The sequence below is a fragment of the Brevundimonas sp. M1A4_2e genome, assembly GCF_053345555.1.
Window position 1 is genome coordinate 1 of record NZ_JBKFAI010000007.1, and the last position, 26,232, is coordinate 26,232.

The 26,232-nt window shown below is 67.6% G+C and carries 28 protein-coding genes; 19 read left to right on the plus strand and 9 right to left on the minus strand.

Features of this window, described 5'->3' with window-relative positions; translation table 11 throughout:
- Positions 1–771: 771 nt before the first annotated feature.
- Entirely contained in the window at positions 772–3,264 is a 2,493-nt protein-coding gene (locus ACLBV5_RS13370) for a heavy metal translocating P-type ATPase (protein WP_447605974.1), read from the plus strand.
- On the plus strand, positions 3,261–3,665 hold the full coding sequence (gene cueR / locus ACLBV5_RS13375; protein WP_253119780.1) for a Cu(I)-responsive transcriptional regulator: 405 nt from the start codon (positions 3,261–3,263) through the stop codon (positions 3,663–3,665). The genes ACLBV5_RS13370 and cueR overlap by 4 nt, the downstream gene beginning before the upstream one ends.
- A gap of 222 nt (positions 3,666–3,887) precedes the next feature.
- Here the strand turns inward: cueR and ACLBV5_RS13380 are convergent, their stop codons facing one another.
- Positions 3,888–4,448, minus strand: coding sequence for an OmpA family protein (locus ACLBV5_RS13380; RefSeq protein ID WP_134582421.1), 561 nt, complete (start codon positions 4,446–4,448; stop codon positions 3,888–3,890).
- 293 nt (positions 4,449–4,741) lie between these two features.
- On the opposite strand from ACLBV5_RS13380, the gene ACLBV5_RS13385 reads away from it, so the two are divergent.
- Positions 4,742–5,623 (plus strand): hypothetical protein, encoded by an 882-nt coding sequence (locus tag ACLBV5_RS13385; RefSeq protein WP_447605975.1) that lies wholly within the window; start codon positions 4,742–4,744, stop codon positions 5,621–5,623.
- Here ACLBV5_RS13385 and ACLBV5_RS13390 read toward each other — a convergent pair.
- Entirely contained in the window at positions 5,620–6,408 is a 789-nt protein-coding gene (locus tag ACLBV5_RS13390; RefSeq protein WP_253119778.1) for a prepilin peptidase, read from the minus strand. The genes ACLBV5_RS13385 and ACLBV5_RS13390 overlap by 4 nt on opposite strands.
- A 180-nt stretch (positions 6,409–6,588) precedes the next feature.
- Between ACLBV5_RS13390 and ACLBV5_RS13395 the strand changes: the two genes are divergently transcribed.
- The 4 genes from ACLBV5_RS13395 (at position 6,589) to ACLBV5_RS13410 (ending at position 10,396) form a co-directional block, all read left to right on the plus strand.
- Positions 6,589–7,065 (plus strand): helix-turn-helix domain-containing protein, encoded by a 477-nt coding sequence (locus tag ACLBV5_RS13395; RefSeq protein WP_227157804.1) that lies wholly within the window; start codon positions 6,589–6,591, stop codon positions 7,063–7,065.
- A gap of 78 nt (positions 7,066–7,143) precedes the next feature.
- Positions 7,144–7,632, plus strand: coding sequence for a hypothetical protein (locus ACLBV5_RS13400; protein ID WP_253119775.1), 489 nt, complete (start codon positions 7,144–7,146; stop codon positions 7,630–7,632).
- 37 nt (positions 7,633–7,669) lie between these two features.
- The gene (locus tag ACLBV5_RS13405; RefSeq protein ID WP_025978483.1) at positions 7,670–7,903 is read left to right on the plus strand and encodes a hypothetical protein; all 234 of its coding nucleotides are present in this window, start codon (positions 7,670–7,672) and stop codon (positions 7,901–7,903) included.
- Between the two features lie 117 nt (positions 7,904–8,020).
- Complete coding sequence (locus ACLBV5_RS13410) at positions 8,021–10,396, plus strand: TonB-dependent receptor (protein ID WP_447605976.1); 2,376 nt, start codon at positions 8,021–8,023, stop codon at positions 10,394–10,396.
- 56 nt (positions 10,397–10,452) lie between these two features.
- Here ACLBV5_RS13410 and ACLBV5_RS13415 read toward each other — a convergent pair whose 3' ends face one another.
- Positions 10,453–10,905, minus strand: a complete 453-nt coding sequence (locus tag ACLBV5_RS13415) for a DUF983 domain-containing protein (RefSeq protein WP_025978481.1) — start codon at positions 10,903–10,905, stop codon at positions 10,453–10,455.
- 147 nt (positions 10,906–11,052) lie between these two features.
- On the opposite strand from ACLBV5_RS13415, the gene ACLBV5_RS13420 reads away from it, so the two are divergent.
- The gene (locus ACLBV5_RS13420) at positions 11,053–13,881 is read left to right on the plus strand and encodes a hypothetical protein (protein WP_447605977.1); all 2,829 of its coding nucleotides are present in this window, start codon (positions 11,053–11,055) and stop codon (positions 13,879–13,881) included.
- 74 nt (positions 13,882–13,955) lie between these two features.
- Here ACLBV5_RS13420 and ACLBV5_RS13425 read toward each other — a convergent pair whose 3' ends face one another.
- The 3 genes from ACLBV5_RS13425 to ACLBV5_RS13435 all read right to left on the minus strand — a co-directional run bounded on the left by ACLBV5_RS13425 (position 13,956) and on the right by ACLBV5_RS13435 (position 15,447).
- Complete coding sequence (locus tag ACLBV5_RS13425; RefSeq protein WP_003170475.1) at positions 13,956–14,234, minus strand: HU family DNA-binding protein; 279 nt, start codon at positions 14,232–14,234, stop codon at positions 13,956–13,958.
- A 122-nt stretch (positions 14,235–14,356) separates the two neighbouring features.
- Positions 14,357–15,148: a flagellar type III secretion system pore protein FliP gene (gene fliP, locus ACLBV5_RS13430; protein WP_025978478.1), complete on the minus strand. Its 792-nt coding sequence runs from the start codon at positions 15,146–15,148 to the stop codon at positions 14,357–14,359.
- Positions 15,149–15,168: 20 nt separating this feature from the next.
- Positions 15,169–15,447: a FliO/MopB family protein gene (locus tag ACLBV5_RS13435; protein ID WP_024353562.1), complete on the minus strand. Its 279-nt coding sequence runs from the start codon at positions 15,445–15,447 to the stop codon at positions 15,169–15,171.
- A gap of 153 nt (positions 15,448–15,600) precedes the next feature.
- Here ACLBV5_RS13435 and ACLBV5_RS13440 point away from each other — a divergent pair, with 153 nt between their 5' ends.
- The 4 genes from ACLBV5_RS13440 (at position 15,601) to ACLBV5_RS13455 (ending at position 17,254) form a co-directional block, all read left to right on the plus strand.
- Positions 15,601–16,005: a flagellar basal body protein gene (locus ACLBV5_RS13440; protein WP_447605978.1), complete on the plus strand. Its 405-nt coding sequence runs from the start codon at positions 15,601–15,603 to the stop codon at positions 16,003–16,005.
- Between the two features lie 61 nt (positions 16,006–16,066).
- On the plus strand, positions 16,067–16,453 hold the full coding sequence (flgC, locus tag ACLBV5_RS13445; RefSeq protein ID WP_447606063.1) for a flagellar basal body rod protein FlgC: 387 nt from the start codon (positions 16,067–16,069) through the stop codon (positions 16,451–16,453).
- Positions 16,454–16,464: 11 nt separating this feature from the next.
- Entirely contained in the window at positions 16,465–16,788 is a 324-nt protein-coding gene (gene fliE, locus ACLBV5_RS13450; RefSeq protein WP_278070524.1) for a flagellar hook-basal body complex protein FliE, read from the plus strand.
- An 82-nt stretch (positions 16,789–16,870) separates the two neighbouring features.
- Entirely contained in the window at positions 16,871–17,254 is a 384-nt protein-coding gene (locus tag ACLBV5_RS13455; RefSeq protein ID WP_278070525.1) for a VOC family protein, read from the plus strand.
- A 2-nt stretch (positions 17,255–17,256) separates the two neighbouring features.
- On the opposite strand, the gene ACLBV5_RS13460 is transcribed toward ACLBV5_RS13455, so the two are convergent.
- The gene (locus ACLBV5_RS13460) at positions 17,257–18,402 is read right to left on the minus strand and encodes an acyltransferase family protein (RefSeq protein ID WP_253119766.1); all 1,146 of its coding nucleotides are present in this window, start codon (positions 18,400–18,402) and stop codon (positions 17,257–17,259) included.
- 231 nt (positions 18,403–18,633) lie between these two features.
- Entirely contained in the window at positions 18,634–19,221 is a 588-nt protein-coding gene (gene folE, locus ACLBV5_RS13465) for a GTP cyclohydrolase I FolE (protein WP_025978472.1), read from the minus strand.
- 150 nt (positions 19,222–19,371) lie between these two features.
- Between folE and fliQ the strand changes: the two genes are divergently transcribed.
- From fliQ to cckA, 4 genes are all read left to right on the plus strand, one after another.
- Positions 19,372–19,635: a flagellar biosynthesis protein FliQ gene (fliQ, locus tag ACLBV5_RS13470; protein ID WP_024353554.1), complete on the plus strand. Its 264-nt coding sequence runs from the start codon at positions 19,372–19,374 to the stop codon at positions 19,633–19,635.
- A gap of 15 nt (positions 19,636–19,650) precedes the next feature.
- The gene (fliR, locus tag ACLBV5_RS13475; RefSeq protein WP_025978471.1) at positions 19,651–20,421 is read left to right on the plus strand and encodes a flagellar biosynthetic protein FliR; all 771 of its coding nucleotides are present in this window, start codon (positions 19,651–19,653) and stop codon (positions 20,419–20,421) included.
- Positions 20,414–21,490, plus strand: coding sequence for a flagellar biosynthesis protein FlhB (flhB, locus tag ACLBV5_RS13480; RefSeq protein ID WP_025978470.1), 1,077 nt, complete (start codon positions 20,414–20,416; stop codon positions 21,488–21,490). The genes fliR and flhB overlap by 8 nt, the downstream gene beginning before the upstream one ends.
- Positions 21,491–21,716: 226 nt before the next feature.
- Positions 21,717–23,798 carry a cell cycle histidine kinase CckA gene (gene cckA / locus ACLBV5_RS13485; RefSeq protein ID WP_447606064.1) on the plus strand — a complete coding sequence of 694 codons (2,082 nt, stop codon included), beginning with the start codon at positions 21,717–21,719 and terminating at the stop codon, positions 23,796–23,798.
- Between the two features lie 15 nt (positions 23,799–23,813).
- On the opposite strand, the gene ACLBV5_RS13490 is transcribed toward cckA, so the two are convergent.
- Positions 23,814–23,996 carry a hypothetical protein gene (locus ACLBV5_RS13490; RefSeq protein WP_025978468.1) on the minus strand — a complete coding sequence of 61 codons (183 nt, stop codon included), beginning with the start codon at positions 23,994–23,996 and terminating at the stop codon, positions 23,814–23,816.
- Between the two features lie 192 nt (positions 23,997–24,188).
- Here ACLBV5_RS13490 and ACLBV5_RS13495 point away from each other — a divergent pair, with 192 nt between their 5' ends.
- The 3 genes from ACLBV5_RS13495 to ACLBV5_RS13505 all read left to right on the plus strand — a co-directional run bounded on the left by ACLBV5_RS13495 (position 24,189) and on the right by ACLBV5_RS13505 (position 26,127).
- Positions 24,189–24,803, plus strand: a complete 615-nt coding sequence (locus ACLBV5_RS13495; RefSeq protein WP_303705820.1) for a superoxide dismutase — start codon at positions 24,189–24,191, stop codon at positions 24,801–24,803.
- A 167-nt stretch (positions 24,804–24,970) separates the two neighbouring features.
- Complete coding sequence (gene rpsD, locus ACLBV5_RS13500) at positions 24,971–25,588, plus strand: 30S ribosomal protein S4 (protein WP_025978466.1); 618 nt, start codon at positions 24,971–24,973, stop codon at positions 25,586–25,588.
- A 158-nt stretch (positions 25,589–25,746) separates the two neighbouring features.
- A complete protein-coding gene (locus ACLBV5_RS13505; protein ID WP_025978465.1) occupies positions 25,747–26,127 on the plus strand; it encodes a lipoprotein in 381 nt (126 codons plus the stop codon).
- The last annotated feature ends 105 nt before the right edge of the window (positions 26,128–26,232 follow it).

Genomic DNA, 26,232 nt, shown 5'->3' on the forward strand with positions numbered 1-26,232 from the left:
GAAACCGGAAGGCGGGAAAACCCACTTGCGCCAGAGCGCCTCGAGCGCGTGCTTTTGGTCGGGACCCGGCTTCGCGGAAGGCATTATGGCCAGCGGTCATGCGTACCGCACCAACAGGTCGAACACATGGCCGCACCGACCAGGCTCAGCAGAACGTCAGATCAACCCTTGCCAACGGGGAGCCGTCCACACATGGCGCTTCAGACGTCAGCTAAACACTCAGTCCTGTGCTGCGTCGGGAGGGTAAGCGACTGAGCCACTCTTAAGTGGTTTCGGCTGGGTTTGAGCCGCTCCTAGGTGGTCAGCTTAAGTGGTCGGATTTCTAGAGCCCAACGATTCCAGGGCCCGACTGAGCAGGTCTTGAGTGATCCCGATAACCTCACGTTTTTCTGTGTTAAATCAGGTACATAAGGCGAGGTGTCTAACTGGTTAGACACCGCTTATAGTCGTTTCGGCCTTTTCAAGCATCGTCATGGCGTCATCGGCGAGGGCGACTTGGCTTGCTTCGCGGGTGTGGCGAGCGACCTCGTTGAGGCTTCGGTGCCTTATGGTCGGGCGCGCGCAACGCTGACATCGCCGCCCATATCATCGGCTTCGTGCGTCATGCGGCGATCGGCGATCCGCTTGTCCCTTATGAGACGCGGGTGAACGTTATGGCGCACTCCGGGGCCTCTCTAACCCCAGCCTCCGCGGCGGGTTTCCTGACTGTTGACCTTCCCTTGATGGGAAGGTTTAGCAGTGTCGTCGTCAAAGGTTTGCGAGGACGACGCCATGGCCGCCGAAGGCTTCAGAACACTGGATATACCCGTGCTGGGCATGACCTGCGCCAGCTGCGTGGGCCGGGTCGAAAAGGCCATCCGCGCCGTGCCGGGCGTCACGCACGCGCAGGTCAATCTGGCCGCCGAGCGGGCGCAGGTGTCGCTGTCGCCTGACGGTTCCGCCGCCGCCGTGGCCGCCGCGATCAAGAGCGCAGGCTATGAGCCGATGCAGGAGGAGGTCGCCTATCCTGTGCGGGGCATGACGTGCGCGTCCTGTGTCGGCCGCGTGGAAAAGGCGCTGGCCGCCGTGCCGGGGGTGCTGTCGGCCAGCGTCAATCTGGCGACCGAGCGGGCGACCGTGCGCTTCCTGTCGGGGACGACGACGTTTCAGGATCTGGCCGCCGCCGTCGAACAGGCCGGCTATGGGCTGGACACGCCCGAGGACGCCGGGCCGGACGCCGGCGACCGCGAACAGGCCGCCCGCGACGCCGAGATCAGGAAGCTGGGCCGGGCGGTGCTGATCGCGGGCGCGGCGACCCTGCCGCTGTTCGTGCTGGAGATGGGCTCGCACTTCGTGCCGGGGATGCACCACTGGATCGGCGAGACGATCGGCGCCTTCAACTGGAAGGTCATCAGCTTCGTGCTGGCGACCTTCGTGCTGTTCGTTCCGGGGATCATCTTCTATCGCAAGGGCGTGCCCGCCCTGCTGCGCTGGGCGCCGGACATGAACTCCCTCGTCGTGCTGGGCGCGACGGCGGCGTGGACCTTCTCGACGGTGGCTACGTTTGCCCCCCAGTGGCTGCCTGCGGGCACGGCCAACATCTATTTCGAAGCGGCGGCGGTGATCGTCACCCTGATCCTGGTCGGGCGCTGGATCGAGGCGCGGGCCAAGGGCCGCACGGGCCAAGCCATTCGCCGGCTGATGTCGCTTCAGGCCAAGACCGCGCGCGTGGTGCGCGACGGCGTTGAGCAGGACGTGGCCGTCGATGCGGTCAAGGTTGGCGACGTGGTCGTGGTGCGCCCCGGCGAGCGGGTGCCGGTCGACGGCGTGGTCACGGACGGGGCCTCCTTCGTCGATGAATCCATGCTGACGGGCGAGCCGATCCCGGTCGAGAAGACCGCCGGCGCCGACGTCACGGGCGGCACGCTGAACACCACGGGCGCCTTCCGTTTCGAGGCGCGTCAGGTCGGCGCCCAGACTGTGCTGGCCCAGATCGTCCGCATGGTCGAGGCGGCGCAGGGCGCCAAGCTGCCCATTCAGGCGCTGGTGGACAAGGTGACGGGCTGGTTCGTGCCCGCCGTCATGGCCATCGCCGCCCTGACCTTCGGGGCGTGGTTCCTGTTCGGGCCGTCGCCGTCGCTGGGCATGGCGCTGGTCAGCGCGGTGGCCGTGCTGATCATCGCCTGTCCGTGCGCCATGGGGCTGGCGACGCCGACCTCCATCATGGTGGGCGTGGGCCGAGCGGCCGAGCTGGGCGTGCTGTTCCGCAAGGGCGAGGCGCTTCAGGCCCTGCAGGGCGTGGACGTCGTCGCCTTCGACAAGACCGGCACCCTGACCGAGGGCAAGCCGACATTGACCGATCTGGTCACGGCCGAGGGCTTTGACGAGGCGACGGTGCTGGCCCAGGTGGCGGCGCTGGAAAGCCTGTCTGAGCACCCGGTGGCCCGCGCCCTGGTCGCTGCGGCCGAGGCGCGCGGCGCGACGGTGGCCCGGCCGCTGGACTTCGCCTCCATCCCCGGCAAAGGCGTGACGGGTCTGGTTGACGGGGCGCGCGTCGCGGTCGGCGCCGACCGCTACATGGCCGAGTTGGGCTGCGACGTTGCCCTGTTCGCCGAGGCGGCGGCCCGTCTGGGCGACGAGGGCAAGACGCCGCTCTACGCCGCCGTGGACGGTCGACTGGCCGCCATCATCGCCGTGGCCGACCCGGTCAAGGCGACGACGGCCGAGGCGATCGCCGCCCTGCATGAGCTGGGGCTGAAGGTGGCGGTCATCAGCGGCGACAACAGCCGCACCGCCGCCGCCGTGTCGCGTCGTCTGGGCATTGACGAAGTCCACGCCGAGGTCATGCCGGACGGCAAGGTGGCGGTGATCGAGGCGCTTAAAAAGGGCGGGCGCAGGGTCGCCTTCGTCGGCGACGGGGTGAACGACGCCCCGGCTCTGGCGGCGGCGGATGTCGGCCTGGCGGTCGGCGGCGGCTCGGACGTGGCGATCGAGAGCGCGGACGTGGTGCTGACCGGCGGCGACCTGCGCGGCGCGGTCAGCGCTATCGGCCTGTCGCGGGCGACGATGAACAACATCCGCCAGAACCTGGCCTGGGCCTTCGGCTACAACGTGCTGCTGATACCGGTGGCGGCGGGGGTGCTGTATCCGGTCTTCGGCCTGATGCTGTCGCCCATGCTGGCGGCGGGGGCCATGGCCCTGTCCAGCGTCAGCGTGGTGCTGAACGCCCTGCGCCTGCGCGCCTTCAGACCCCATATCGGCAGCGCGAAGGGAGCCGCGCGATGAACATCGGCAAGGCCGCTGAGGCGACCGGCGTCTCGGCCAAGATGATCCGCTATTATGAGGCGCAAGGGCTGATCCGCCCTGCAGACCGCACCGAGGGGAATTACCGCGACTTTTCAGAGCGCGACCTGAACGACCTGCGCTTCATCCGCCGGGCGCGGGGGCTGGGCTTTTCAATTGAGGAGATCAGCCGCCTGCTGTCCCTGTGGCGCGACGAGGCCCGGCCCAGCCGCGAGGTCAAGGCGATGGCGCAGAAACATCTGGAGGACCTGGACGCCCGCATCCGTGAAATGCGCGAGATGGCCGACACCCTGCGCCATCTGGCCCAATGCTGCGTCGGGGACGAACGTCCGGACTGTCCCATCCTGTCGGATCTGGCGGGCGGATCCGCCGGTCAGCAATAGCGCGCGGACTGAAGCTGAACGTCAGAATGACAACGGCGGCGCCCCTCGCGGGACGCCGCCGTTTCTCGTTCCAGCCGGGGCAGGAGGCCGGACCGAATGGCTAGACCCTTTTCGGTTCAGTCGGAATCGACTGCACCCAGAACAAGGGTCCAGAATTAGCTGGAGCGAATATCTGAGTTGAGTTGGACCTGCGTCCAACTCAACCGATTTCGCTCTTGGCTGTTAGGCCAGAACCATGATGGCGACGCGGCGGTTCTGGGCGCGGCCTTCACGGGTGTTGTTGGGGGCGACCGGCTTGGCGGCGCCGTAGGAGATGGTCGCCATGCGGTTCAGGGCGATGCCCTGATCGCTCAGGAAGCGACGCACCGCTTCGGCGCGTTCCTGGCCCAGACGCTCGTTGATCTGGTCGGTGCCGGTCGAGTCGGTGTGGCCCTGGATCTCCAGATACACGTTGGCGTTCTCGGCGCGCAGGCGCTGGACCAGTTCGGCCAGGCGCTGTTCGGCTTCCGGCGACAGTTCGGTGTGGTTGACCGGGAATTTCACCGAGTCGTCCGACAGGACGACTTCGTACAGGAATTTGCCTTGGGCCAGTTTGTGCGCGGCGTTGGCGCGGGCCAGGGCTTCGCCCGCCGTGCCTTCGACCTGCGTCAGATGAGCGTCGACGCCGTCTACGCGCTCGTTCACGACCTGGACGTTGTCGCGGACGAACCGATGGCTGGCGCAGCCGCTGACGGCGATGCCGAGAACGGCGACGGCGCCGATAACAGCGGTCCTAGATGCCAAATTGATCAAATCAAGTCTCCTTCGTGCCCGGCCCAACTCCGGGGATGTTACGCGCCGCACCGATGTCGGTTGCAAAACGGCGGAGCAAAGACGCGCGAAGAAGTGAAAAGGTTCAGCTTGACTGTAAAAAAATATAAAGAACCGACGTTCTTGTTATTCTCCCTTCCTCGCCAGACGCCTTTTTCCTGACGTTCTCAGGTGATCAGTTTCTCGCGATCTGAACGGCGAGGAGCCTTGTTGCAAATGTCACCATCGGGCGTTCGCGGAACCTGCAGCGGAACAGGCGTCAGGTAGTGAGGCGGGCGTCGAGGCGTAAACGGTCCGGGGTCCTGCCGGTTGCGGCCAGCATCGCGGCGCATGGCCTGATCCTGGCGATGATGATGACGGCTCCGGTCAAGCCCGTCGTCGCGCCGCCGCCGCCGCCGCCGGTCGAGGTGATCCTGGTTGAGCCGCCTCCGCCCGCGCCTTCAGAGCCGGCGCCGGGCGATGCGCCGGCGGGAGGCGCCGAGGCCGCGCCCGCGCCTCAGCCTGAACCGGCGCCTGCCGCGCCCGCGGTTGCGACGCCCGTTCCGGTTCCGGCGAAAACGCCCCAGAAGGCGCGGGCCGCCGCGCCGACGCCGCCGACGCCTCGCCCCCCTCGCCCGACGCCTCCGGCGCCGCAGGTCGAGCCGCTGCCGATCTCGGCGCCGGAACCCAGCGTGTCCTTCGTGCTGTTGGGAGACGGCGCGCTCAGCGGCGCCTTGACCGCGGGGCAGGGGACGGGCGGAGGCGGCGGGACGGGCTCTGGGGCGGGCGGCTCGGGCGGCGGCTCCGGTTCAGGCGCAGGGGGCGGTTCGGGGCAGGGGTGCGACATGGTCAAGCGCATCCAGAACGCCCTGCGCAATGATGCGCGGATCAACGCCGCGATCGGACAGGCCTATCGCGCCTCCGGCGCCTCGGGCCGGGCGATCCTGATGTGGAACGGCGACTGGCTGCAGAGCCCCGGCGAGGAAGGCAAGGGGCTGGCCGGGGTGCGACAGGCCATCGCCGTCACGGTCGGTTTCTCGCCGCGCGTCTGTAAGGCCGAGACCGTGAACGGCTATGTGCTGCTGACGCTCAGCGATCAGCCGGGCGCCCCGCGCGTGGCGCTGGGCAGCGGCGGGCGCTGGCGCTGGTCCGACCTGCTGTCCCTCTAGCCGGTCACGCCGAGCCCGAGGGGGCCATAAAGCCAGGTCAGCCAGGCGCCGATGGCCAGAAAGACGCCGAACGGCAGGCGGTCGGTCCCGGCGACGGGGCGGCGCAGGACGACCTTGGCCGCGACGACGCTCAGGCCGCTCAGGGACGCCCACAGCAGCACGCTGGGCAGGCCCATCCAGCCGACCCAGGCGCCGATCGCGCCCAACAGGAAAGGATCGCCCCCGCCCAGCCCGTCGCGCCCGCGCAGGCGCTTATAGATAAAGGCCAGCAGCCATAGGCCGCCGAAGCCCGCCGCCGCCCCGATCAAGGGCGTCTTCAGCGGGCCGACCAGCGACCATTGCAGGCCGCTCTGCACATTGGCGGGGTCCAGCGCCACAGCCGCGAACAGGCCGCTGAGAAACAGCGGCAGGGTCAGGGCGTCCGGCAGCCAGAAATGCTCGGCGTCGATGATGGCGATCAGCAGCAACTGCCAGCCCAACACCGCGCCCGCCAGCGCCCAGGCGGGATCGTCGAAGCGCAGCGCCGCCCAGACGCCGATGGCGGCGGCGGCCAGCTCGATCAGGGGATAGCGCACAGGAATGGCCGCGCCGCAGTCGCTGCACTTCCCGCGCGTCATCGCCCAACTGACGACCGGGATCAGCCGCCAGGGCTTCAGGGGGCGCTCGCATGACCCGCAACGGGAGCGCTGCACGACGACATCCTGGCCCTTGGGCAGACGCAGGCTGACCAGGCCCAGAAAGCTGCCCACGATCAGTCCCAGGCCGCCCATCAACGTCGCCAGCATGCGCTTCCCTCTGTCTTCTTATCCAGTCTCGGCTCCTAGTGCGGCGATCCTCCGACGACATGCAATGGAAATGCTGAAACGCAAAGGTTGTGTCGCAGCGCGGCGACACCTAACGACCTATCCGTCGCGGGCGTCGCTGAAGACTGGACGCGCGACCTTTCAAATGGATATTCGGGTTTTGTGACCATAGTTTCGGCGATCGACAAATTGACGCCGCGCGAACGGGAAATTCTTCTGCTCGTAGCGGAACGTCTGGGCGACAAGGAGATCGCCCAGCAACTGAACCTGTCGCCCCGCACCGTTCAGAACCACCTGCATCGCGCCTATGAGAAGCTGGGCGTTTCCGACCGCCAGCAGGCGGCCCGCCTGCTGAGTAATTCCTACTCACGGCAATCGCCGCCCCTGTCGTCCGAGCCGTTTCTGGGCTCAGAACATGGCGTCCTTGCAGGTTCCGAACGTGTCGAGGACGGGAAGACACCCTGGCCGGTTCCCTTCTATGGGAGCTATGTACGCCTGGGGCGCTGGCGTCGGCCACGCACGGTCGGCGGCTCTGTTCTGCTGTTGATCCTGGGCGGGGCGCTGGCGTGGATTCTGCTCGCAGCCGCTGCGATCAGTTTAATTCCTCCCGTTCTGGAGATGATCCATGGCCTGCGCTGACGCTTATGATGGGCGGAGATGCGCATGATCAAAGGGATTTAAGCGCCTGACGACTGATCGGGCCGAGCGGAGACGTCGATGACCCCTGTGCAGCTCGCACTGCAGTTCGCATTGCTGGCGTTCAGTCTGGCGGGCCTTTTCCTGCTGCTCTGGCGGGGACGGACCTTGGACCGTGCTGCCGCCGGCGTCGTCCTGATGGCTCTGACCTTGTCCTACGCGGTCGATGACGCGAGCCCGCAGGGGTTTGAGTTCGGCGTGGTCATCATCGATACGACGGCCTTCCTCGCCCTGTGGTTGATCGCCGAGCGGGCGGGGCGGTGGTGGATCGTGATGGCCGCTGCACTGCACCTGGTGTCGACCTTGGTCTACGTCGCGCCGTTCTTGACCTCGACCAGTCTGGCCTGGGCCGCGATGACGCTGATCTGGGTCCTCTGGTTCCTGACGTCACTGACATTTTTCTTCGGCGTCTGGGAAATCGAAGCCGCCCGACGCTTCGCCTTTGGGGGGCGACATGGCTCAACAGTGGACGATGGAGGCGGCCCGCGCGCTGCTCCGTCAATGGAATGACAAACGGCTTGAGGCCTCCGTTCGTGCGGGGGGGCTGATGGCTGAACTGGGGGCGCTTGAGGTCTGGCTGCTGGAGCAGCGGCCTGAGACCCTGGCCGAGGCGGAGCGCCTTCTGGACCTGATCACATCACACGAAAGCGGCGGCGGGCGCGGGCTGGAGCAACTGTGCCGCATCGGCGGCGGGGTTCGTAACGACGTCGACGCCCATCGCAGCCGGGTGGAGCACAGCTTCGCTCCGCGCGCCTCGGGACCGCTGGCGGGGCGCGCCTAAAAGTCATCATTTGATGATGGTCGGCCAGGGTTTCGTCCTGCCGACCGGACTGTTACAGCCGTTGACAGTCCGCGACGAAGCCTTGCGCCGTCGCTCCGCAAAGCGGTTTTTCCTCCCATGAATTTCGCCGTTCGCGCCGCGTCTCTCGCGTCCGCCTCTCTGTCCGTGCTTGCTTTCGCCGCGCCTGTTCTGGCCGAAGCGCCTATAGACACCGGCCCGACCCAGGTGTCCGAGATCGTGGTGACGGCCGAGCGCCGCGAGGCGCCGCTGGCGGCGACGCCGTTGTCGCTGACGGTGGCGAGCCAGCCCCTGCTGGACGGCGTCGGCGTGCGCGACATCAAGGATCTGCAGATCCTGGCGCCGGGCCTGATCGTGGCCTCGACCTCGAACCAGACCTTCACCACCGCCCGCATCCGCGGCGTCGGCACGGTAGGCGACAATCCGGGCGTGGAGAGCTCGGTCGGCGTCATGATCGACGGCGTTTACCGCCCGCGCAACGGGGCGGCGCTGGGCGATCTGGGCGAGGTCGAGCGCATCGAGGTGCTCAAGGGCCCGCAGGCGACCCTGTTCGGCAAGAACACCTCGGCGGGCGTCATCAACGTCGTCACCGCCGCCCCGTCGTTCGACGCGCGCATGGCGGGCGAGGCGACCTTCGGCGACTATGGAACGCACGGCGGCTCCGTCTCCCTGACCGGCCCGATCGTGGACGAGGTTCTGGCCGGGCGGCTGTATGCCGCCGCGCGTCGCCGCGACGGCCTCTATGACGTGAAGACGGGGGAGGGGCCGCGCACCTCGACCGACGATCAGACCGAACACTATGACACCGTGCGCGGTCAGCTGCTGTGGCGCGCCACGCCGGACCTGACCGCCCGCCTGACCGCAGACTGGACCGAGCGGGACGAGCGTTGCTGCGTCGGCGTTCAGCTGGTGACAGGCGCGACGGCGCCCCTGCTGGCGACCTTCGCGCCCGACGGCGGCGTGGCGGCGACGCCGAAGCCGTGGGATCGCGTGGCTTATTCGAACCGCGACACCAACACCCGCATCCGCGACAAGGGGCTAGCGCTGCACCTGAACGCCGATCTGGGCTGGGCGACGCTGGAGAGCACCTCGGCGGTGCGCGACTGGCGCGGCGTCATCAGTCAGGACTGGGACTTCACCTCGGCCGATCTGGCCTATCGCCCGGACGACGGCAGCTGGTCGAACCGCTTCCGCACCCTGACGCAGGAGTTCCGCCTGTCGGGTCAGCGCGGAAAGCTGGACTGGTCGGCGGGCGCCTTCTTCGCCGATGAGAAGCTGACCCGTCGCGATAGCCTGCTCTACGGCGCCGATTACGAGGGCTACGTCAGCCGCCTGCTGTCGCGCTCGGCGTCGAACCCGCTGGGCGACCCGAACTACGTCTCGACCCTGACCGGCCTGGCTGTGGGCCAAAGCTTCGTCGAGGGCGAGGGTCAGCTGGATCGCTATTGGCAGACGGCCCGCAGCGCCGCCCTGTTCGGCCAGGTCTCCTACGCCGTGACCGACCGCCTGACCCTGACAGGGGGCCTGCGCCGCACCCATGAGACCAAGGAGATGACGGCCGCCTATCACAACACCGACGGCGGGCGGGCCTGCGCGGCGGCGCTGGCCAATGGCGTGAGCAACGCCACCTTGTGCCTGCCGTGGTCGAACCCGGCGTTCAACGGTCTGAACCAGTCGGAAACCGTCAAGGACGAGGCCTGGACCGGCCTGGCCCGCGCCGAGGTCCAGGCGGCCGAGGGGACGCGCCTCTACGCCTCCTGGTCGCGAGGGCGCAAGAACGGCGGCTTCAACCTGGACCGCGGACAGACCAACCTGGCCCCTGACGCCTCGCGCGCCTTCCCGGCCGAGAGCGCCGACGCTTTCGAGGCGGGCATTAAGAGCGTGATGCTGGACCGACGCCTGCTGGTCTCGGCCGCCGCCTTCCGCCAGACCTATGACGACTTCCAGCTGAACACCTTCCTGGGCACGACCTTCCTGGTCCGCTCCATCCCGCAGGTGCGGGCCAAGGGCGTCGAGGCGGACTTCATGTTCCTGCCGTTCGAGGGCCTGTCGCTGCAGGGCGGCCTGACCTACGCCCAGACGGAGTATGGCGACGACGCCGTGCCGGGCCTGCCGCTGCTGGCGGGCAAGCGGATGAACTTCGCTCCCCTGTGGAGCGGATCGCTGGCCGGAACCTATGAGCGGCCGGTGACGGCCGGCTTGACCGGACGGGTGACGTTGGCGGCCAAATATTCGTCGGAATACAACACCGGCTCGGACCTCGATCCGGCCAAGAGCCAGCCGGGCTTCTGGCTGGTGGACGGCCGCGTCGCCCTGGCGCGGGACGATGCGTGGAGCGTCGAGCTGTGGGGCCGCAATCTGTTCGATCAGGACTATCGCCAGGTGGCCTTCGGCGCCCCGTTCCAGACGGGCACCCTGGGCGCCTTCCTGGGCGCGCCGCGCACGGTGGGCGTGACCCTGCGGGTCATGCGCTGAGGCCATGAAAAAAGGACGCCGGCGATGCTGGCGTCCTTTTTAAATTCTCGGTCGGATCAGTCCTTGTCGCGGGCCGCAGCCTTGGCCGCGCGCTCGGCCTGGCCGCGCCAGCCATAGCCTTCGCCATGTTTGCCGACGCTGACGAAGGTCGCCTCCTCAGCCTTGTGGAAATACTGCTCGGACACCATCCAGCCCTTGAAGGGGCGCAGCACCGACAGGCACATGGCCGCCAGCACCGGGAAGGTCACCAGGAAGTGGACCCAGACCGGCGGATGAACGGTGAACTCGAAGATCATGAAGGCGATCATGCCGACGACGCCGACGGCGCACATGACGAAGAAGGCCGGGCCGTCCGCCGGATCGGCGAACTTGTAGTCCAGCCCGCATTCGGGGCAAGACTCGCGCAGGCTCAGATAGCCCTTGAACACGGGACCCTGGCCGCAGCGGGGGCAGCGGGCGCGAACGCCGGTCTTCACGGGGCTGATCGGAGGATAGACGGGATCGGACACTAAAGCTGTTCCTGCGGCGAACGATGTCCATGATGTCGGCCGTTCGTCACAGGGAAGCAAGCGGGTGTTTTGTCCTATTCGCGACAGACCCTCGCGTCAGGCCCCGTTAACGACGATTAAAGCCCTTCGCGCGAGCATGCGCGCGATATGTCCGGGGCCCCCGCCAAGAAGCGCGTTCTGCAGACGACCGTGGCGGCCGCCGCGGCGGGCGTCGTCGTCTTCGCGCCTCTGGCTCCGGCGCCGTCGCTGGCCCAGGCGGGCGCTCCAGTCGAGATCCGCATCGGCGCCAATGCGGGCTTCACCAGGATCGAGTTCGCCGGGGTCGTCGGGGCGCGCGCACGGGTGCGTCAGGACGGCCGCACGGTCGTGGTCCGCATCGGCACGACCGCCGCTCCCGACGTCAGCCGCCTGCGCGTCGATCCGCCCAAGGGGCTGGAGAAGATCGAGACCCGCGCCGCCCAGGGCGCGACCGAACTGGTCCTGATCCTGGCCGAGGGGGCGGGCGCGACCAGCGGGTCCGCGGACGGCGCCGTCTGGCTGAACCTCTATGCGCCGGCCAAGGACGGCGACGGTCTGCGCCGCTCGCCGGTGCCGATCGGCGGGGCGGTGCCGGTGGCGGCCGAGGTCAAGGGCCAGCAGACGGTGATGCGTTTCGCCTGGAACGGGCCGGTCGGCGCCGCCGTCTTCCGGCGCGGCGAGGCGGTCTGGGCCGTGTTCGACCACGCCGCCCGCATGCAGATGAAGGGCGAGGGCCTGAACGGCGCCCGCTGGGCCGCCGGGCCTGACTTCACCGCCGTGCGCATTCCGGTCGAGCCGGGTCAGGCCGTGGCCGCCCGCGCCGAGGGCTCGACCTGGGTGGTGACCATCGGCGGAACCGCCCCTGCGCCCAGCGGCGTGGATATCGAGCGCGACGACGCGGTCAAGGCGTCGTTGACCGCGCGCATGGCCGGGGCGACCCGCACCGTCTGGCTGACCGACCCGATGATCGGCGACCGCTTCGCCGCCGTCACCGCCCTGGCCCCCGGCAAGGGGCTGAAGACCGGACGGCGTACGGTGGACGCCGGCTTCCTCCCGACCGCCCACGGCCTGGCGGTCGAGACCCCGACCGACGATCTCAGCGTCACCGCCGACGGCGATCTGGTGACGGTGACAAGGCCGCGCGGCCTGACGCTGTCCTCGCCGACCGCCGGGCTGGAACGGGCGGCTGAAGGCGCCGACGCGCCGCGCGCGGCGTCTCGTCCGGCGCTGATCCCGGCCGACTGGTCCGCCGATGCGGGCGAAGGCGGCTTCATCGCCCGCCATCGCGCCCTGCAGGACGCCGCCGAACGCGAGAGCGGCCGCGCCGCCGAAGACCTGCGCGCCCCGATCGAGGCGCGGCTGGCCTATGCCCGCTTCCTGGTCGGGCATGGTCTGGGGTTCGAGGCGGTCGGGGTGCTGAACGCCCTGATCAAACAGACGCCCGCCATGCAGGGCGTGGCCGAGGTGCGCGGCCTGCGCGGCGCCGCCCGCGCCTCCATCGGCCGGTTTAACGAGGCGGAGGCCGACTTCTCGTCCGGCGCCCTGGCGGGCGATCCCTCGACCAAGGTGTGGCAGGGCTATATCGCGGCCCAGCAGGGCGACTGGGCCAACGCGCGGCGGCTGTTCGCGGCCGGCGCAGGCGTGGTCGACGGCTTCGCTCCCGAATGGCGCGCGCGCTTCGGCGCCGCCCATGCGATGGCGGCGGTCGAGACCGGCGACGCCGACGCCGCGCGCGAACTGCTGGCCTATGCCTTCAGCCAGCCGAACGTGTCGGCCCCCGATCAACTGACGGCCCGCCTGGTGCAGGCGCGCCTGTTCGAAATGGATGAGAAGCCCGACCGGGCTCTGGCGGTCTACAAGGCGGTGGCGCGCGCCCCGCTGGACGGCGTCGCCACGCCCGCGCGCCTGGGCGTCATCAAGCTGGAGATGGCCAAGGGGACGCTGAAGGCCGACGCCGCCGCCGCCCAGCTGGAGGCGCTGAAATGGCGCTGGCGCGGGGATGCGACCGAGCTGGCGGTGATCCGCACTCTGGGCGAGCTTTATCTCTCCCAGGGGCGCTATCGCGAGGCCCTGACCACGCTGAAGACGGCGGGGCCGAAGATCGTCACCCTGCCGGGCGGCGACCGGCTTCAGGCCGATCTCGACAACGCCTTCCGCGCCTTGTTCCTCGAAGGCGCGGCGGACGGTCTGCAGCCGGTGCAGGCGCTGGCCCTGTTCTTCGACTTCCGAGAACTGACGCCCGTCGGCGCTGACGGCGACGAGATGGTGCGGCGGCTGGCGCGGCGCCTGATCGACGTCGACCTGCTGGATCAGGCGGCGGAGCTGCTGAAGTATCAGGCCGAGAACCGGCTGGACGGGGTGGCCAAGGCTCAGGTCTCGACCAATCTGGCCGCCGTCTATCTGATGAACCGCCAGCCGGAAGAGGCGCTGCAGGCCCTGTGGTCGTCGCGCACGACCCTGCTGCCGACCGCCATGAATATCGAGCGCCGCGCCCTGGAGGCCCGCGCCCTTATGGAACTGGGGCGCTATGACCACGCGCTGGAGGTGCTGGGCAAGGACGCCTCGCCCGCCGCGCGCGACGTGCGCGCCGACATCCTGTGGAAGCAGCAGCAGTGGGGGGCGGCCGCCGCCCTCTATGAGCAGCGCCTGGGCGACCGATGGAAGGAGACCGCCGCGCCGCTCAGCGAGGTCGAGGAGACGCGCCTGATCCGTGCGGGCGCGGGATATTCGCTGGCGCGGGACGCGGGGGCGCTCTCCCGTTTGTCCAAGAACTACGCCGCCTTCGCCGAGGGCGCGCGCTCGCCGGGCGCGATCCGGGTAGCGCTGGCGGGGCTGGACGGCGGCGACTCGGGCCGGCCGCAGGACTTCGCCGCCCTCAGCGCCGGGGCCGACGCCTATGCCGGCTGGATCGCACAGACCAAGGCCGAGTTCCGGGCGAAGACGGGCGCGGGCCAATAAAAAACCCCCCTCCCGGCGGGAGAGGGGTTTTTTTGCATCAATCCTGACGAGCAGGACGAACGCGCCGTAAAGGCTTAGCCGTTGACGGCGTCCTTGAGCGGCTTGGACACGCGGAAGCGCACGGCCTTCGAGGCCGGGATCTTGATCGTCGCGCCCGTGGCCGGGTTGCGGCCTTCGCGCTCGGCGCGCTCAGCCGTGTCGAACACGCCCAGGTTGGAGATACGGACGTCGTCGCCCGACTTCAGAGCCTTGTGGATGTTCTCGACAATGGCGGTCAGAACCTTGCCGGCGTCAGCTTGCGACACGCCCGCGTCTTTGGCGACAGCGGCGATCAGTTCAGCTTGAGTGGTCATGAGGGTATTTTCCCAATGGTGGTCGCCCGGAAGGAAGCGCCGGGCGAGGACCGGGGGATCAACGACGGTTTTTGTGAACTTGGCAAGCCCGCATCGCCCAGAAGGCCTTGCAGGCTGGGGATTTATCCTGCGCCGGAGGCTCTCTGGAAGCTCTCGACGAGGCTGCCCGCGACCAGTCTCCACCCGTCCACCAGCACGAAGAAGATCAGTTTGAAGGGCAGGCTGACCACCACCGGCGGCAGCATCATCATGCCCATCGACATCAGCACGCTGGCGACCACCAGATCGATCACAAGGAACGGAACAAAAAGAAGAAATCCGATGGTGAAGGCGGTCTTCAGCTCGCTGATCATGAAGGCCGGGGTGACCACTCTCAGGGGCAGGTCCTGCATGTTCGCGGTGGCCGTGACGCCCGACAGTCGAGTGAACAGGGCCAGGTCGTCCGGCTTCACCTGAGCCAGCATAAAGGTTTTTACCGGTTCGGACGCCGCATCGAAGGCCTGAGGCAGTTCCATCTGCTGATCCATCAGCGGACGGACCCCCGAATCATAGGCGTCCTGCCAGGTCGGAGCCATGACGATGGCGCTCAGGAACAGGGCCAGGGACACCAGGACGGCGTTCGGCGGCGACTGCTGCATCCCCAGCGCCGTACGCAGAAGCGACAGCACCACGACGATCCGCACGAAGCTGGTGGTCATGATGACGATGGACGGGGCCAGCGACAGCACCGTCATCAGCCCGACCAGTTGCACCACGCGCTGCGTCAGGCCGGCGCCCGTCCCCAGGTCGATGTTGATGGCCGATCCGCTCTGCGCCGCCTCCTGCGCCAGGGCGCCCAGCGGCCAGATCAGGCACAGGGCGGTGGTGATCAGCGACAACAGGGCCGCGCGTTTGAGTTCGGCGCGGGTCGGCATGGCGAAAACTGCGGGGCGTTTCACTTCACGCCTCCCGGTTGGCGCGGCTCGATCAGTTCGCGGCCCTCGCCCAGCAGGATTAGCCGTTCTTCGTCATCGACGCGGATCAGGACCAGACGGCGCGACGGGTCCAGCACCAGAGTCTCGACGACCTTCATCCGCCGCACCTGTCCCTGCTGGCCCTGAAAGCGCGCCAGAATCTCCGGCGCATAACGACGCGCCGCCCATGCGGCCAGGCCGATGATGCCCAGGGTGATGGCCAGGCCGAAGATCGCCCGGAACAGATCAAGGAAGTTCATGCGGATGCAGCCCCAGACGCGCGACGATCCGGCGTTCGGCCGCCACGCTTCGGGCCATGTTTCAACAGACGTGGTTAACGGCGCGTTTAGGGATACGGGATATTAACCATGCAGGCGGCAAAATCTGCCGATCCGTTCGTCCGAGGGATTCGCATGTCCGTCACCGACCTGCCGCTGCTGAATCAGATCAAGGGCCGTCTGGCCTGGCTGGACGACCGTCAGCGGGTGATCGCCGAGAACGTCGCCAACTCCGACACCGCCGGCTATATCGCGCGCGACCTCAAGACGCCCGCCGACTTCGCCGCAGCCGTGAAAAAGAACGCCGGGCTGCGCATGACGGCCACCAACGCTCATCACGTCTCTCCGCCAGCGCGCGCGCCGCGTTTCGAGGGGATGGAAGCGCCGGATTCCGAGACCACCCTGGACGGCAATTCGGTCGTGGTCGAAGAGCAGATGCTCAAGATGGCCGAGAGCCGCATGGCCTATGACGCCGCCATCGGCTTCTACCAGAAGTCCATGCAGATGATCCGCCTGGCGGCCAAGAAGCCGGCCGCCTGAGGGGAAATGAAACATGCCTGACCCGATCAACAACCGCCCGGTAAGTCCCCGCAACACCGCCATGGCGGTCGCCTCCAGCGCGCTGAAGGCGCAGCAGTCGCGGATGCGGATCATCGCCGAGAACATCGCCAACGCACAGTCCACGGCCACTGTCGCAGGCGGCCAGCCGTATCGCCGCCAGATGCCGGTGTTTCAGAGCCGCGACGTGGACGGCGCGACCGGCGTCGCCTTGGCCGAGGTGCGGCCGGATCAGAGCGACTTCCGCATGGATTACGACCCCTCGCACCCGGCGGCGAACGCGGAAGGCTATGTCATGCGGCCCAACGTCGACACCCTGATCGAGGCGATGGACATGCGCGAGGCGCAGCGCGCCTATGAGGCCAATCTGAACGTAATCGAGACGGCGCGGAACATGGATTCGCGCACCCTCGACATCATCAAGAAGTAAGGGGCTAAGGCATGAACCCCATCATGGCCGCCCGCGCCTACGCCGCCGTTCAGGGCGGAGGCGGCGTCAGCGTCACGACCTCGGCCAACGCCGCCGCGAGCGCCGGTCCGAACGCGGCCGGCGGCTTCGCCGACCTGTTGCAGAACGTCATGACGCAGACGACGCAGGCCACCCGCGTCGCCGAGGTCCAGATGGCCCAGTCGGTCCAGGGCCAGGGCAATCTGATCGACGTCGTCACGGCCATCTCGTCGGCCGAGGCCTCGCTGGAGACAGTGATGGCCGTCCGCGACCAGGTCATCTCGGCCTATCAGGAGATCATGAGGATGCCGATCTAGCGTCGGCTTCTCCATTTCCTGACGAGTGCGGATCGAACCCGCGCCCCGCACGCTTTCTTTCCCGACAGTGAAAGGAAGACCCATGCTCAAGGACAAGAACTCCTCGGCTATCGTGGCGGTCAGGGATCTGGATCGCGCCCGCGCCTTCTATTCAGACGTGCTGGAGCTGAACCTGGCTGATAGCGGGATGGAAGGGATGCTGGGCTACCGCACCGGCGGCACCTGGCTGATCGTCTATAAGTCCGACTTCGCTGGAACGAACCAGGCCAACGCCGTATCCTGGGACGTCGGGGTCGAACTGGACGACATCGTCGCCGCTCTGAAGGCCAAGGGCGTGGCGTTTGAGCGCTATGACGGCATGGAGCACGACGGCGACATCCACGTGTGCGGGTCCCTGCGCCTGGCGTGGTTCAAGGACCCGGACGGCAATGTGCTGCATCTGGTCGGCGGCGCCGGCGCAGGCTGAGGTTAGCCTTCCAGCGACACCACCGGCTGGCTGACGGCGGCGCTGCGGCCGCGCGCCTTCAGCCACGCGCGGATGCGGTTCTGGATCGGCTGGTCGATCAGGTAGTGCAGGCCGAAGGCGAAGACGAAGGCCGCCAGCACGCCCAGACCCCACAGCCCCCAGCGCCAGGCTTCGCCCAGCGCCAGCTTGCCGGCCACGGCGTCGGCCAGGCCGAACCAGGCGATGCGCACCACCTCGTTCGAGATGAACATGGAGAAGGACACCATCGCCGCCTGCTCGACCAGTTTTGAGGGCCTGCGTCCAGGAACGGCGCCCGCCGCCAGGATGATGAGGCTGATGAAGACCAGCGAGATCAGGGCGTGTTTGTCGAAATACTGCACGCCCGCCAGGGCCACGGCGGCCAGCACGCCGGCCCAGCCGGCGACGCGCGGGTGGATCCATACCCCTTGCGCGAACCAGGCCAGACCCATGCCGAGGATGAACAGGGGCAGGGCGCGCCAGATGCCCAGGTTCAGCGGCATCTGATAGACGGGATAGTTCAGGATCGCCCAGCTCAGCTCATTGGCGGCCAGATAGCCGACGACGACCAGAATCAGCGCCGTCCAAGGTCCGATCCGGCTGAGGCCGCGCAGCACGAAGGGAAAGGCGACGTAGCAGCCCAGCAGCGCCGAGATCGACCACGTCGGCGCGTTCCAGCCGATGCCGCCGGGCACGCCGAACGACTGCACCAGGGCGACCTGAGCGGGGAGTTGGTCCCAGGCGAACCATTCGGGATGGTTGGGCGGCATCCCTGCGGCCGTGGCGACCAGCACCAGCGCCACCAGCAGACCCAAGACAATCAGGTGCGCCGGAAACACCCTCAGCGCCCGCTTCAGGAAAAAGTCTGTCTTCGACATCCGCCCCGACCCGACGGCGCGGCCATAGACGCGCATCAGCACGTATCCGCTGTCGATCAGGAAGAAGTTGGTCAGCAGAAAGCCGCCCCGCTCGAACACGGGATGCAGCCCTTCGGCCAGGGGCACGGGCGCCGACATCTGGAAGTGATGCAGGATGATCAGGGCGGCCACGATGAAGCGCAGCGCATCCAGCCACCCCCCGCGCCCGATCGGCGGCGGCTCATTCCGGGACGAAAACACGGCCTGCAGCATGGCGACCCCCTTGTTCAGAGGGTTTCATGCAGGAACGGGACCGTCTCGCCATGTCCTTCTCCCCTTGTGGGAGAAGGTGGTCCGTGAGGACCGGATGAGGGGTGTCGGCGCTGCGGTCGGTTGTCGCGTGCCTGCGTGAAGCGCCTTTCGGATGGGGCGGGCGCGCTTACACCCCTCATCCGTCAGGCTTCGCCTGCCACCTTCTCCCACAAGGGGAGAAGGAAGATGGTCCTACCCCCGCACCAGCCGCAGGAATTCCTCACGCGTGCGCGGGTCTTCGCGGACGGCGCCCAGCAGGCAGCTGGTGGACAGGCTGGCGCCTGGAACGTCGACGCCGCGCATGGTCATGCAGCTGTGCTCGGCCTCGATGACGACGCCGACGCCGACGGGGCGCAACACTTCCTGGATGGCTTGCGCGATCTCGGAGGTCATCTTTTCCTGGATCTGCAGACGGCGGGCGTAGCCACGCACCACGCGCGCCAGCTTGGAGATGCCCACGACCCGGTCGGTCGGAAGATATCCGACGTGCGCCTTGCCCACCACCGGCAGCATATGGTGTTCGCAGAAGCTGACGAAGCGGATGTCCTTCAGGACGATCAGTTCGTCATAACCGCCGACCTCTTCGAAGGTCTTTTCCAGATAGTCGCGCGGTTCGACCTCATAGCCCTGGAACAGCTCGCGATAGGATTTGGCGACGCGCTTGGGCGTCTCGATCAGGCCTTCGCGCGCGGGATTGTCGCCGGCCCAGCGGATCAGGGTGCGGACGGCGGCTTCGGCTTCTTCCTGCGAGACGGGCGGGGTGGGGGCGTGATCGGTCATGGGCGCTTCATAGCGCCGAGCCGCCGCCGAAGGCCAGAGCCCAGCTTGAGCGACTTTTTGTCCGGACGGTTAGCGCGGCGTTAACCATCCTGTCGGCATTTTCTGCCCACTGTCCCGTGTCCGATGTTCGGCGGGGTTTGGGGAACGGCGATGAACGGCGCGGAAGTTCTGGATGTCGGGCGCGACGCCCTGTGGCTGACCATTCAGCTGTGTCTGCCGATCCTGACGGTGGCGCTGGGCGTCGGCGTCTCCATCGGCCTGTTTCAGGCCCTGACGCAGGTTCAGGAGCAGAGCCTGGTCTATGCGCCCAAGATCGTGGCCGTCTTCGCCGCCCTGTTGTTGTTTCTGCCGATGATGGGCGCGCTGCTGGGCGGGTTCATGAACGAAATCGCCGCCCGCATCGCGGGAATGTAAGGCGAGGGCAGGCGGGTGGAGCCCTATGCGACGGCGGAGCAGGTCTGGACCGGCGGGCTGATCTTCGCGCGCGTCGGCGCCATCCTGATGCTGCTGCCCGGTTTCGGGGAATCCTATGTGCCGCCGCGGGTGCGGCTGTCGCTGGCCCTGGTGCTGTCGCTGGCGTTGTGGCCCATCGTGGCCAGCAGCCTGCCGGCCCTGCCCGCCACCCTGGGCGCCACCGTCGGCTGGGTCATGCGCGAGGTGCTGACCGGGCTGGCCATCGGCGCCATCCTGCGCAGCTTCATGACCGCCATGACGACGGCGGGCGAGGTCGTCTCCCTGCAGACCACCCTCGGCTTTTCTCAGACGGCCAACCCGATGCAGGCCCAGCCGGGCACGACCCTGTCGGCTTTTCTGATGCTGCTTGGCGTGACCCTGGTGTTCGCCACCAACACCCATCATCTGTTCATCGGCGGCATGGTCGGATCCTATGAGGCGATCGCCCCGGCCAAGCCGCTGATCGTGTCGGACTTCACCCAGATGGCGATCCGCACCCTGAGCCAGAGCTTCGCGCTCGGGGTGCAACTGGCGGCGCCGGTGCTGGTTTTCGCCCTGATCTTCAACCTGGCTTCGGGGCTGGTGGCGCGCGTCATGCCCAGCTTTCAGGTCTATTTTGCTGCCGCGCCCTTGAGCGTCGTTCTGGGGCTGTCGGTGTTCGCCCTCAGTCTAGGGGTCCTGGGGACCGTCTTCATCGACCGTTATCGCACGGTAGCGGCCTTCTTCACGGGAGGCGCCGTTGGCTGACGGTCCCGATCCCGAGTCGAAAACAGAAGAAGCCACCCCGCGAAAACTCGAACAGGCGCGCAAGAAGGGCGATGTCGCCAAGTCGCCGGACGTGGCGCAGGCCCTGTCGCTGGCGGGCGCGGCCTGGGTGTTGCTGGCGGGGGGCGGCATGTTCGCCACCCAGATCGCCGAGGGGCTGATGCCCTTCCTGTCGCAGCCGCACGCCATGATCGGCGGGCTGGAGGCGGGGGCCGGCATCGAGATCGGGATGCGCGCTGTCTGGGTGGTGACGCCTTTTCTGGCGGCGGTGTCGTTCGCAGTCATTCTAGGCGGGGTCGGGGGCAATCTAGCGCAGTCGGGCCTCATCTTCACCGCCGACAAGATCAAGCCCAAATGGTCCAAGGTGAATCCGCTGGAGGGGTTCAAACGCATCTATGGCCCGGACGGCGTGGTGCAGTTCCTCAAGACCTTCATCAAGCTGGTCGCCATCGGCGCCGTGTGTTTCTGGGTGCTGAACCCGCATGTGCGCGAACTGGAGGCACTGGCCGCCATGAGCCCGGCCTACATCCTGCCGTTCGCGCGGGACCTGGCGCTGGCGCTGATGGTGTCGGCCCTGGTGTTTCTGGGGCTGACGGCGGGCATGGACTATCTGTGGCAGCGAATGCGCTTCGCCAAGCGGATGCGGATGACCAAGGAAGAGCTGAAGGACGACTTCAAACAGTCCGAGGGCGACCCCCATGTAAAGGCCAAGCTGCGCCAGATCCGCATGCAGCGCGGCCGCCAGCGGATGATGCAGGCGGTGCCGGACGCCACGGTCATCATCACCAACCCGACCCACTATTCGGTGGCCCTGCGCTATGAGCCCGATCAGGGCGACGGCGCGCCCGTCTGCGTCGCCAAGGGCGTGGACGCCCTGGCCCTGCGCATCCGCGAGGTGGCCAAGGAGCACCAGGTGCCGATCGTCGAGAACGTGCCCCTGGCCCGCGCCCTGTATGCGGCGGTCGAGGTCGACGATGTGATCCCTCGCGAACATTTCGAGGCGGCGGCCAAGGTCATCGGCTTCGTCATGCAGCAGCGGAAACGGCGGTGAGGGGAGACGGGCGCCACGCCTCTCCCTCCCCGCCCCGGGGAGGGTGGTCGCGCAGCGATCGGGTGGGGGCGGCTTGGCTGATCAAGCGCCGCGCTGCGCACCGCCTGACGCTCCCCACCCGGCTTCGGCCTGACGGCCTCAACCACCCTCCCCGTCCCGGGGAGGGAGAGGCGTCGTGCTAGAAGGTATGCTGACGAACCCTGATTCGCGCGGGCGAGACGCCATGATGATTTCCCGACCCCAAGACAGGTTGAAGGCGCAGGCGACGCGCCGCCCGACGTTCGATCCTCTGCTGGTGATCATGGCCGTGGGCTTCACCCTGGCGGTCGCCGCCATCGCCTATCCGGCCTTTCGGGCCAACGCCTTCAGCGCGCCGGGTCTGATGCTGATCTTCGCGGCGGGCGCCACGGCGCTGATCTGGCTGTTCGCCTTCGGCCGGGCCGAGGTGCGGCGCGCCAATGGCGATACGGCGGTCGAGATGCTGGACGCCCTGGCCGAGCCCGCCGCCCTGGTGTGGCCGTCGGGCCAGGTGCTGGCTTACAACGCCGCCTGGGCCGAAGAGAACGGGACCGTCACCACGCTTCCCAGGTCCGGCAAGGGAGGGGGCAAGTCCGCTCAGGCCCTGTACATGGCCTTCGCCCAGGCGCGTGAAGGCCAGCAGGGGCGCGCCATCGTCCAGATCGGCCCGCGCGAGAAGGAGGTGCTGATCGGCCAGGCGGGGCAGGGGCGCTTCCTGGTCCGCGCCGCGCCCGACGCCGTCCTGCCGCTGGCCCCGTCTGCGCCCGCTGCGCCCCAGCCCATCGCCTCGACGGGCGAGGCTCGCGCCATGGCCGCAGGCGCCCCCTTCGGCTCGGCCGTCATCGGCGGCGAAGACCTGTTCGCAGGAAGAGCTGAGGAGCCGAACGCGGCCATGGCGCTGCTGACCGGTCCGGCGGCCTCGGGCGACGCCGCCTTCGGCCATCTGTTCGACCCGGTGGGCGTAGCCGAGGCCCGGACCAAGCTGGAGGCCGGCTCCTCCGGCCCGATCGAGCTGATCGCCCGCGCCCACCCGGACCGCCAGCTGCACCTCTATGTCGCCCCCGAAGGCGACAAGCGCCGCGTCTGGCTGTTCGATGTGGCGGCGCAGAAGTCGATGGAGCTGCAGCTCTCCCAGGCCCAGAAGATGCAGGCTGTGGGCCAGCTGGCGGGCGGCGTGGCGCACGACTTCAACAACCTGCTGACGGCGATCCAGCTGCAGCTTTCCGGCCTGCTGGAGCGGCACCCGGTCGGCGATCCGTCCTATGACGGGCTGAACGAGATTCGTCAGACGGCCATCCGCGCCGCCGATCTGGTGCGCAAGCTGCTGGCTTTCTCGCGCAAGTCGACGGTGCGGCGCGAGCGGCTGGACCTGGGCGAACTGGTCGGCGAGTTCGCCGTGCTGCTGCGCCGCCTGCTGCGCGAGGACGTGCGGCTGGAGACCGACTACGGCCGCGACCTGCCGCTGGTGCTGGCCGACAAGAGCCAGCTGGAGACGGCGGTGATGAACCTGGCCGTCAACGCCCGCGACGCCATGCGCGGCGTGGTCGAGCCGGGCGCGGGCGTGGTCACCATCAAGACGCGCCGCCTGACGGGCGCGCAGGCTCGCGATCTGGGCTGGCGCGAGGCCCCCGAAGAGGTCGCCCTGATCGAGGTCTCGGACACCGGCCCCGGCGTGCCAGCGGCCCTGCTGGACAAGATCTTCGAGCCCTTCTTCACCACCAAGGCGGTGAACGAGGGGACGGGTATGGGGCTGGCCACCGTCTACGGCATCGCCCAGCAAGCGGGCGGCCACATCACTGTCGTCAACCTAGATGGCGCCGGCGCGGCCTTCCGCATCTTCCTGCCCGCGGCCACGGCCGAGGAACTGGTCGAGGCCCCGGCGGTCGAGAAGGTCGTCAAGGCGCCGCGCGACCTGTCGGGCGCCGGCCGCATTCTGTTTGTCGAGGACGAGGCGGCCGTGCGCGGCATCGCCGCCCGCCTGCTGCGCCAGCGCGGCTATGAGGTGATCGAGGCCGCCGATGGCGAGGAGGCCCTGATCCTGGCTGAGGAGTGGGCGGGCCAGATCGACATGCTGATCTCGGACGTCATCATGCCCGGGCTGGACGGCCCGTCCCTGCTGCGCAAGGCGCGGCCGTTCCTGGGCGACGCGCCGGTGATGTTCATCTCGGGCTATGCCGAGAGCGACTTCTCGGACCTGCTGCAGGACGAGGTCGGCGTGTCCTTCCTGCCCAAGCCGCTGGACATCAAGACTCTGGCCGAGCGCGTGAAGCAGGAGCTTCACGCGAACTGATTCAGGGCGAGGGCGTCAGGCCCTGAGGTCGAGCCGATCTTCCGACGACCAGCGCCGCTCCCGCGCGGCTTCGTGCAGGGTGTCGGCGAGATCGAGCAACTGATGACGGCGCAGACGTGGAATCACCTCCAGCAACCGCAGGCGCAGGCTTTCCGCTTCGGCGTCGGAGAGGAAGGCGTCGCGAGAACGGACAGGCATGATGCACCATCCTTGAAAAGCGACCGCAATGACGGTCCGGGCGTGCGGAAAACCGCTATTTGCCGCTTTAGGTTCCGAAAACCGGCCTTGGCTCGACAATTGTGAACAAAGGCGACGTTCAAGGCTTGGGTCTGGCGCGCGCGGCCCTAGATAGGGTCCAGAGGAATCACACGCCGTAAAAAGGAGTCTCCCATGGCCTTCACCCTGCCCCCGCTGCCCTACGCCTACGACGCGCTGGAGCCGGCCATCGACAAGGAGACGATGACCTTCCACCACGACAAGCACCATCAGACCTACGTCGACAACCTGAACAAGTTCGTCGACGCCACGCCCGAGGCGCAAGGCAAGTCGCTGGAAGAGATCTTCGCGATCATGTCCAAGCTGCCCAAGTCGATCCGCAACAACGGCGGCGGCGTGTGGAACCACAGCCTGTTCTGGGAACTGCTGGCCCCGGTCGGCACGGGCGGCGAGCCCTCGGCAGAACTGGCCGCCAAGATCGACGCCGAACTGGGCGGCATGGACAAGTTCAAGGCTGACTTCGACGCGGCCGGCGCCGGTCAGTTCGGTTCGGGCTGGGCCTGGCTGATCCTGCAGGACGGCAAGCTGAAGGTCACCTCGACCCCGAACCAGGACAACCCGCTGATGGACGACGCGGCCGAAAAGGGCGCCGTCCTGCTGGCCGCCGACGTGTGGGAGCACGCTTATTACCTCAAGTACCAGAACCGCCGCGTCGACTACCTCAAGGCCTTCTGGTCGGTGGTGAACTGGAACAAGGTCAACGAACTGTACGAAGCCGCCAAGGGCTGAGCCTTCGGTTTGCTTGACTCAGGAAGGGCGGGCCTTCATAAGCCCGCCCTTCTCGCATCGGGTTCGTCCCGAGGCGCGATGTCTATTACGGACGATGCGTGGACCGCCGTTGAGATCGCCGCTCCAATAGGGGAGGGGCCGGGCCGCATCATGATGAAGAGTGACATATGTCCAAGCGCCACAGCGCCAAGTACAAGCTCGACCGGGCCATGGGTGAAAACCTGTGGGGTCGCGCCAAGTCTCCTGTCAACAAGCGCTCCTACGGCCCCGGCCAGCACGGTCAGCGCCGCAAGTCTAAGGTCTCTGACTTTGGTCTGCAGCTGAAGGCCAAGCAGAAGCTGAAGGGCTACTACGGCAACATCACCGAGAAGCAATTCGCGGCGACTTACGCCGAAGCCGCCCGCCGCAAGGGCAACACCTCGGAAAACCTGATCGGTCTGCTGGAATCGCGCCTGGACGCCATCGTCTACCGCGCCAAGTTCGTGCCGACCGTCTGGGCCGCCCGTCAGTTCGTCTCGCACGGCCACGTCACCGTCAACGGCAAGAAGGTCGACATCGGCTCTTACCGCGTGAAGGTCGGCGACGTCATCGAGGTCAAGGAAAAGTCGCGCAACATGGCCCTGGTGCTGGAAGCTCAGCAGTCGGGCGAGCGTGACCTGCCCGACTACCTGGAACTGGGCGATCGCGGTTTCTCGGTCCGTTACGGCCGCGTGCCGGAACTGTCCGACGTGCCGTACCCGGTGAAGATGGAGCCGAACCTGGTCGTCGAATACTACTCCTCGTAAGTTCGACGGATCAGCCAAGCTTCTTGGCCAAGGTTCTTTGGAAGGCCCCGGCGTCGCCGGGGCCTTTCTTTGTTCATATTGCGGCCTTGACGGTTCACTTTCGGGCCAATTGAGCGCACAATGGATAATCATCAGGATCGCGCCCAGGGAGGCCGAACATGAGAAGGTCTTTCTTTGGTCTGGTTCTGGCCGCCGGGCTCGCCGCCTGCGCGCATGCCCCGGGCGAACTGGTGCGGACCGAAGGCATGCCGGGCCAGCTGGAGCCGATCCACGCCGCCGCCTTCACCCGCGACCTGGCGGTGTTCCGCGTCAGCTCCAACGGCTGCACCGACAAGGCCGACGTAAAGCCGTTCATCACGCGGCTGAAGGATTCGGCGGTCATCACGCTGCGCCGCCTGGACGAGGACCGTTGCACTCGTCCGGTCAAGGACGGCGTCCAGTTGCAATGGACTTTTGAGGAGCTGGGTCTGCCGCCCGGCGCCAATGTGGTCGTCAACAACCCCTATCTGTTGAACGGGGACGAGGGCGTGACCCAATAGGTCGGATCGAGCTGAATTTTCAGCTTTTGTTAGCTACGCTCAGACAGACGCGTTTAAGGCCTCGGTCATAGAAGGGCCGACCGTTTTCTCATGTCTGGCGTCCCC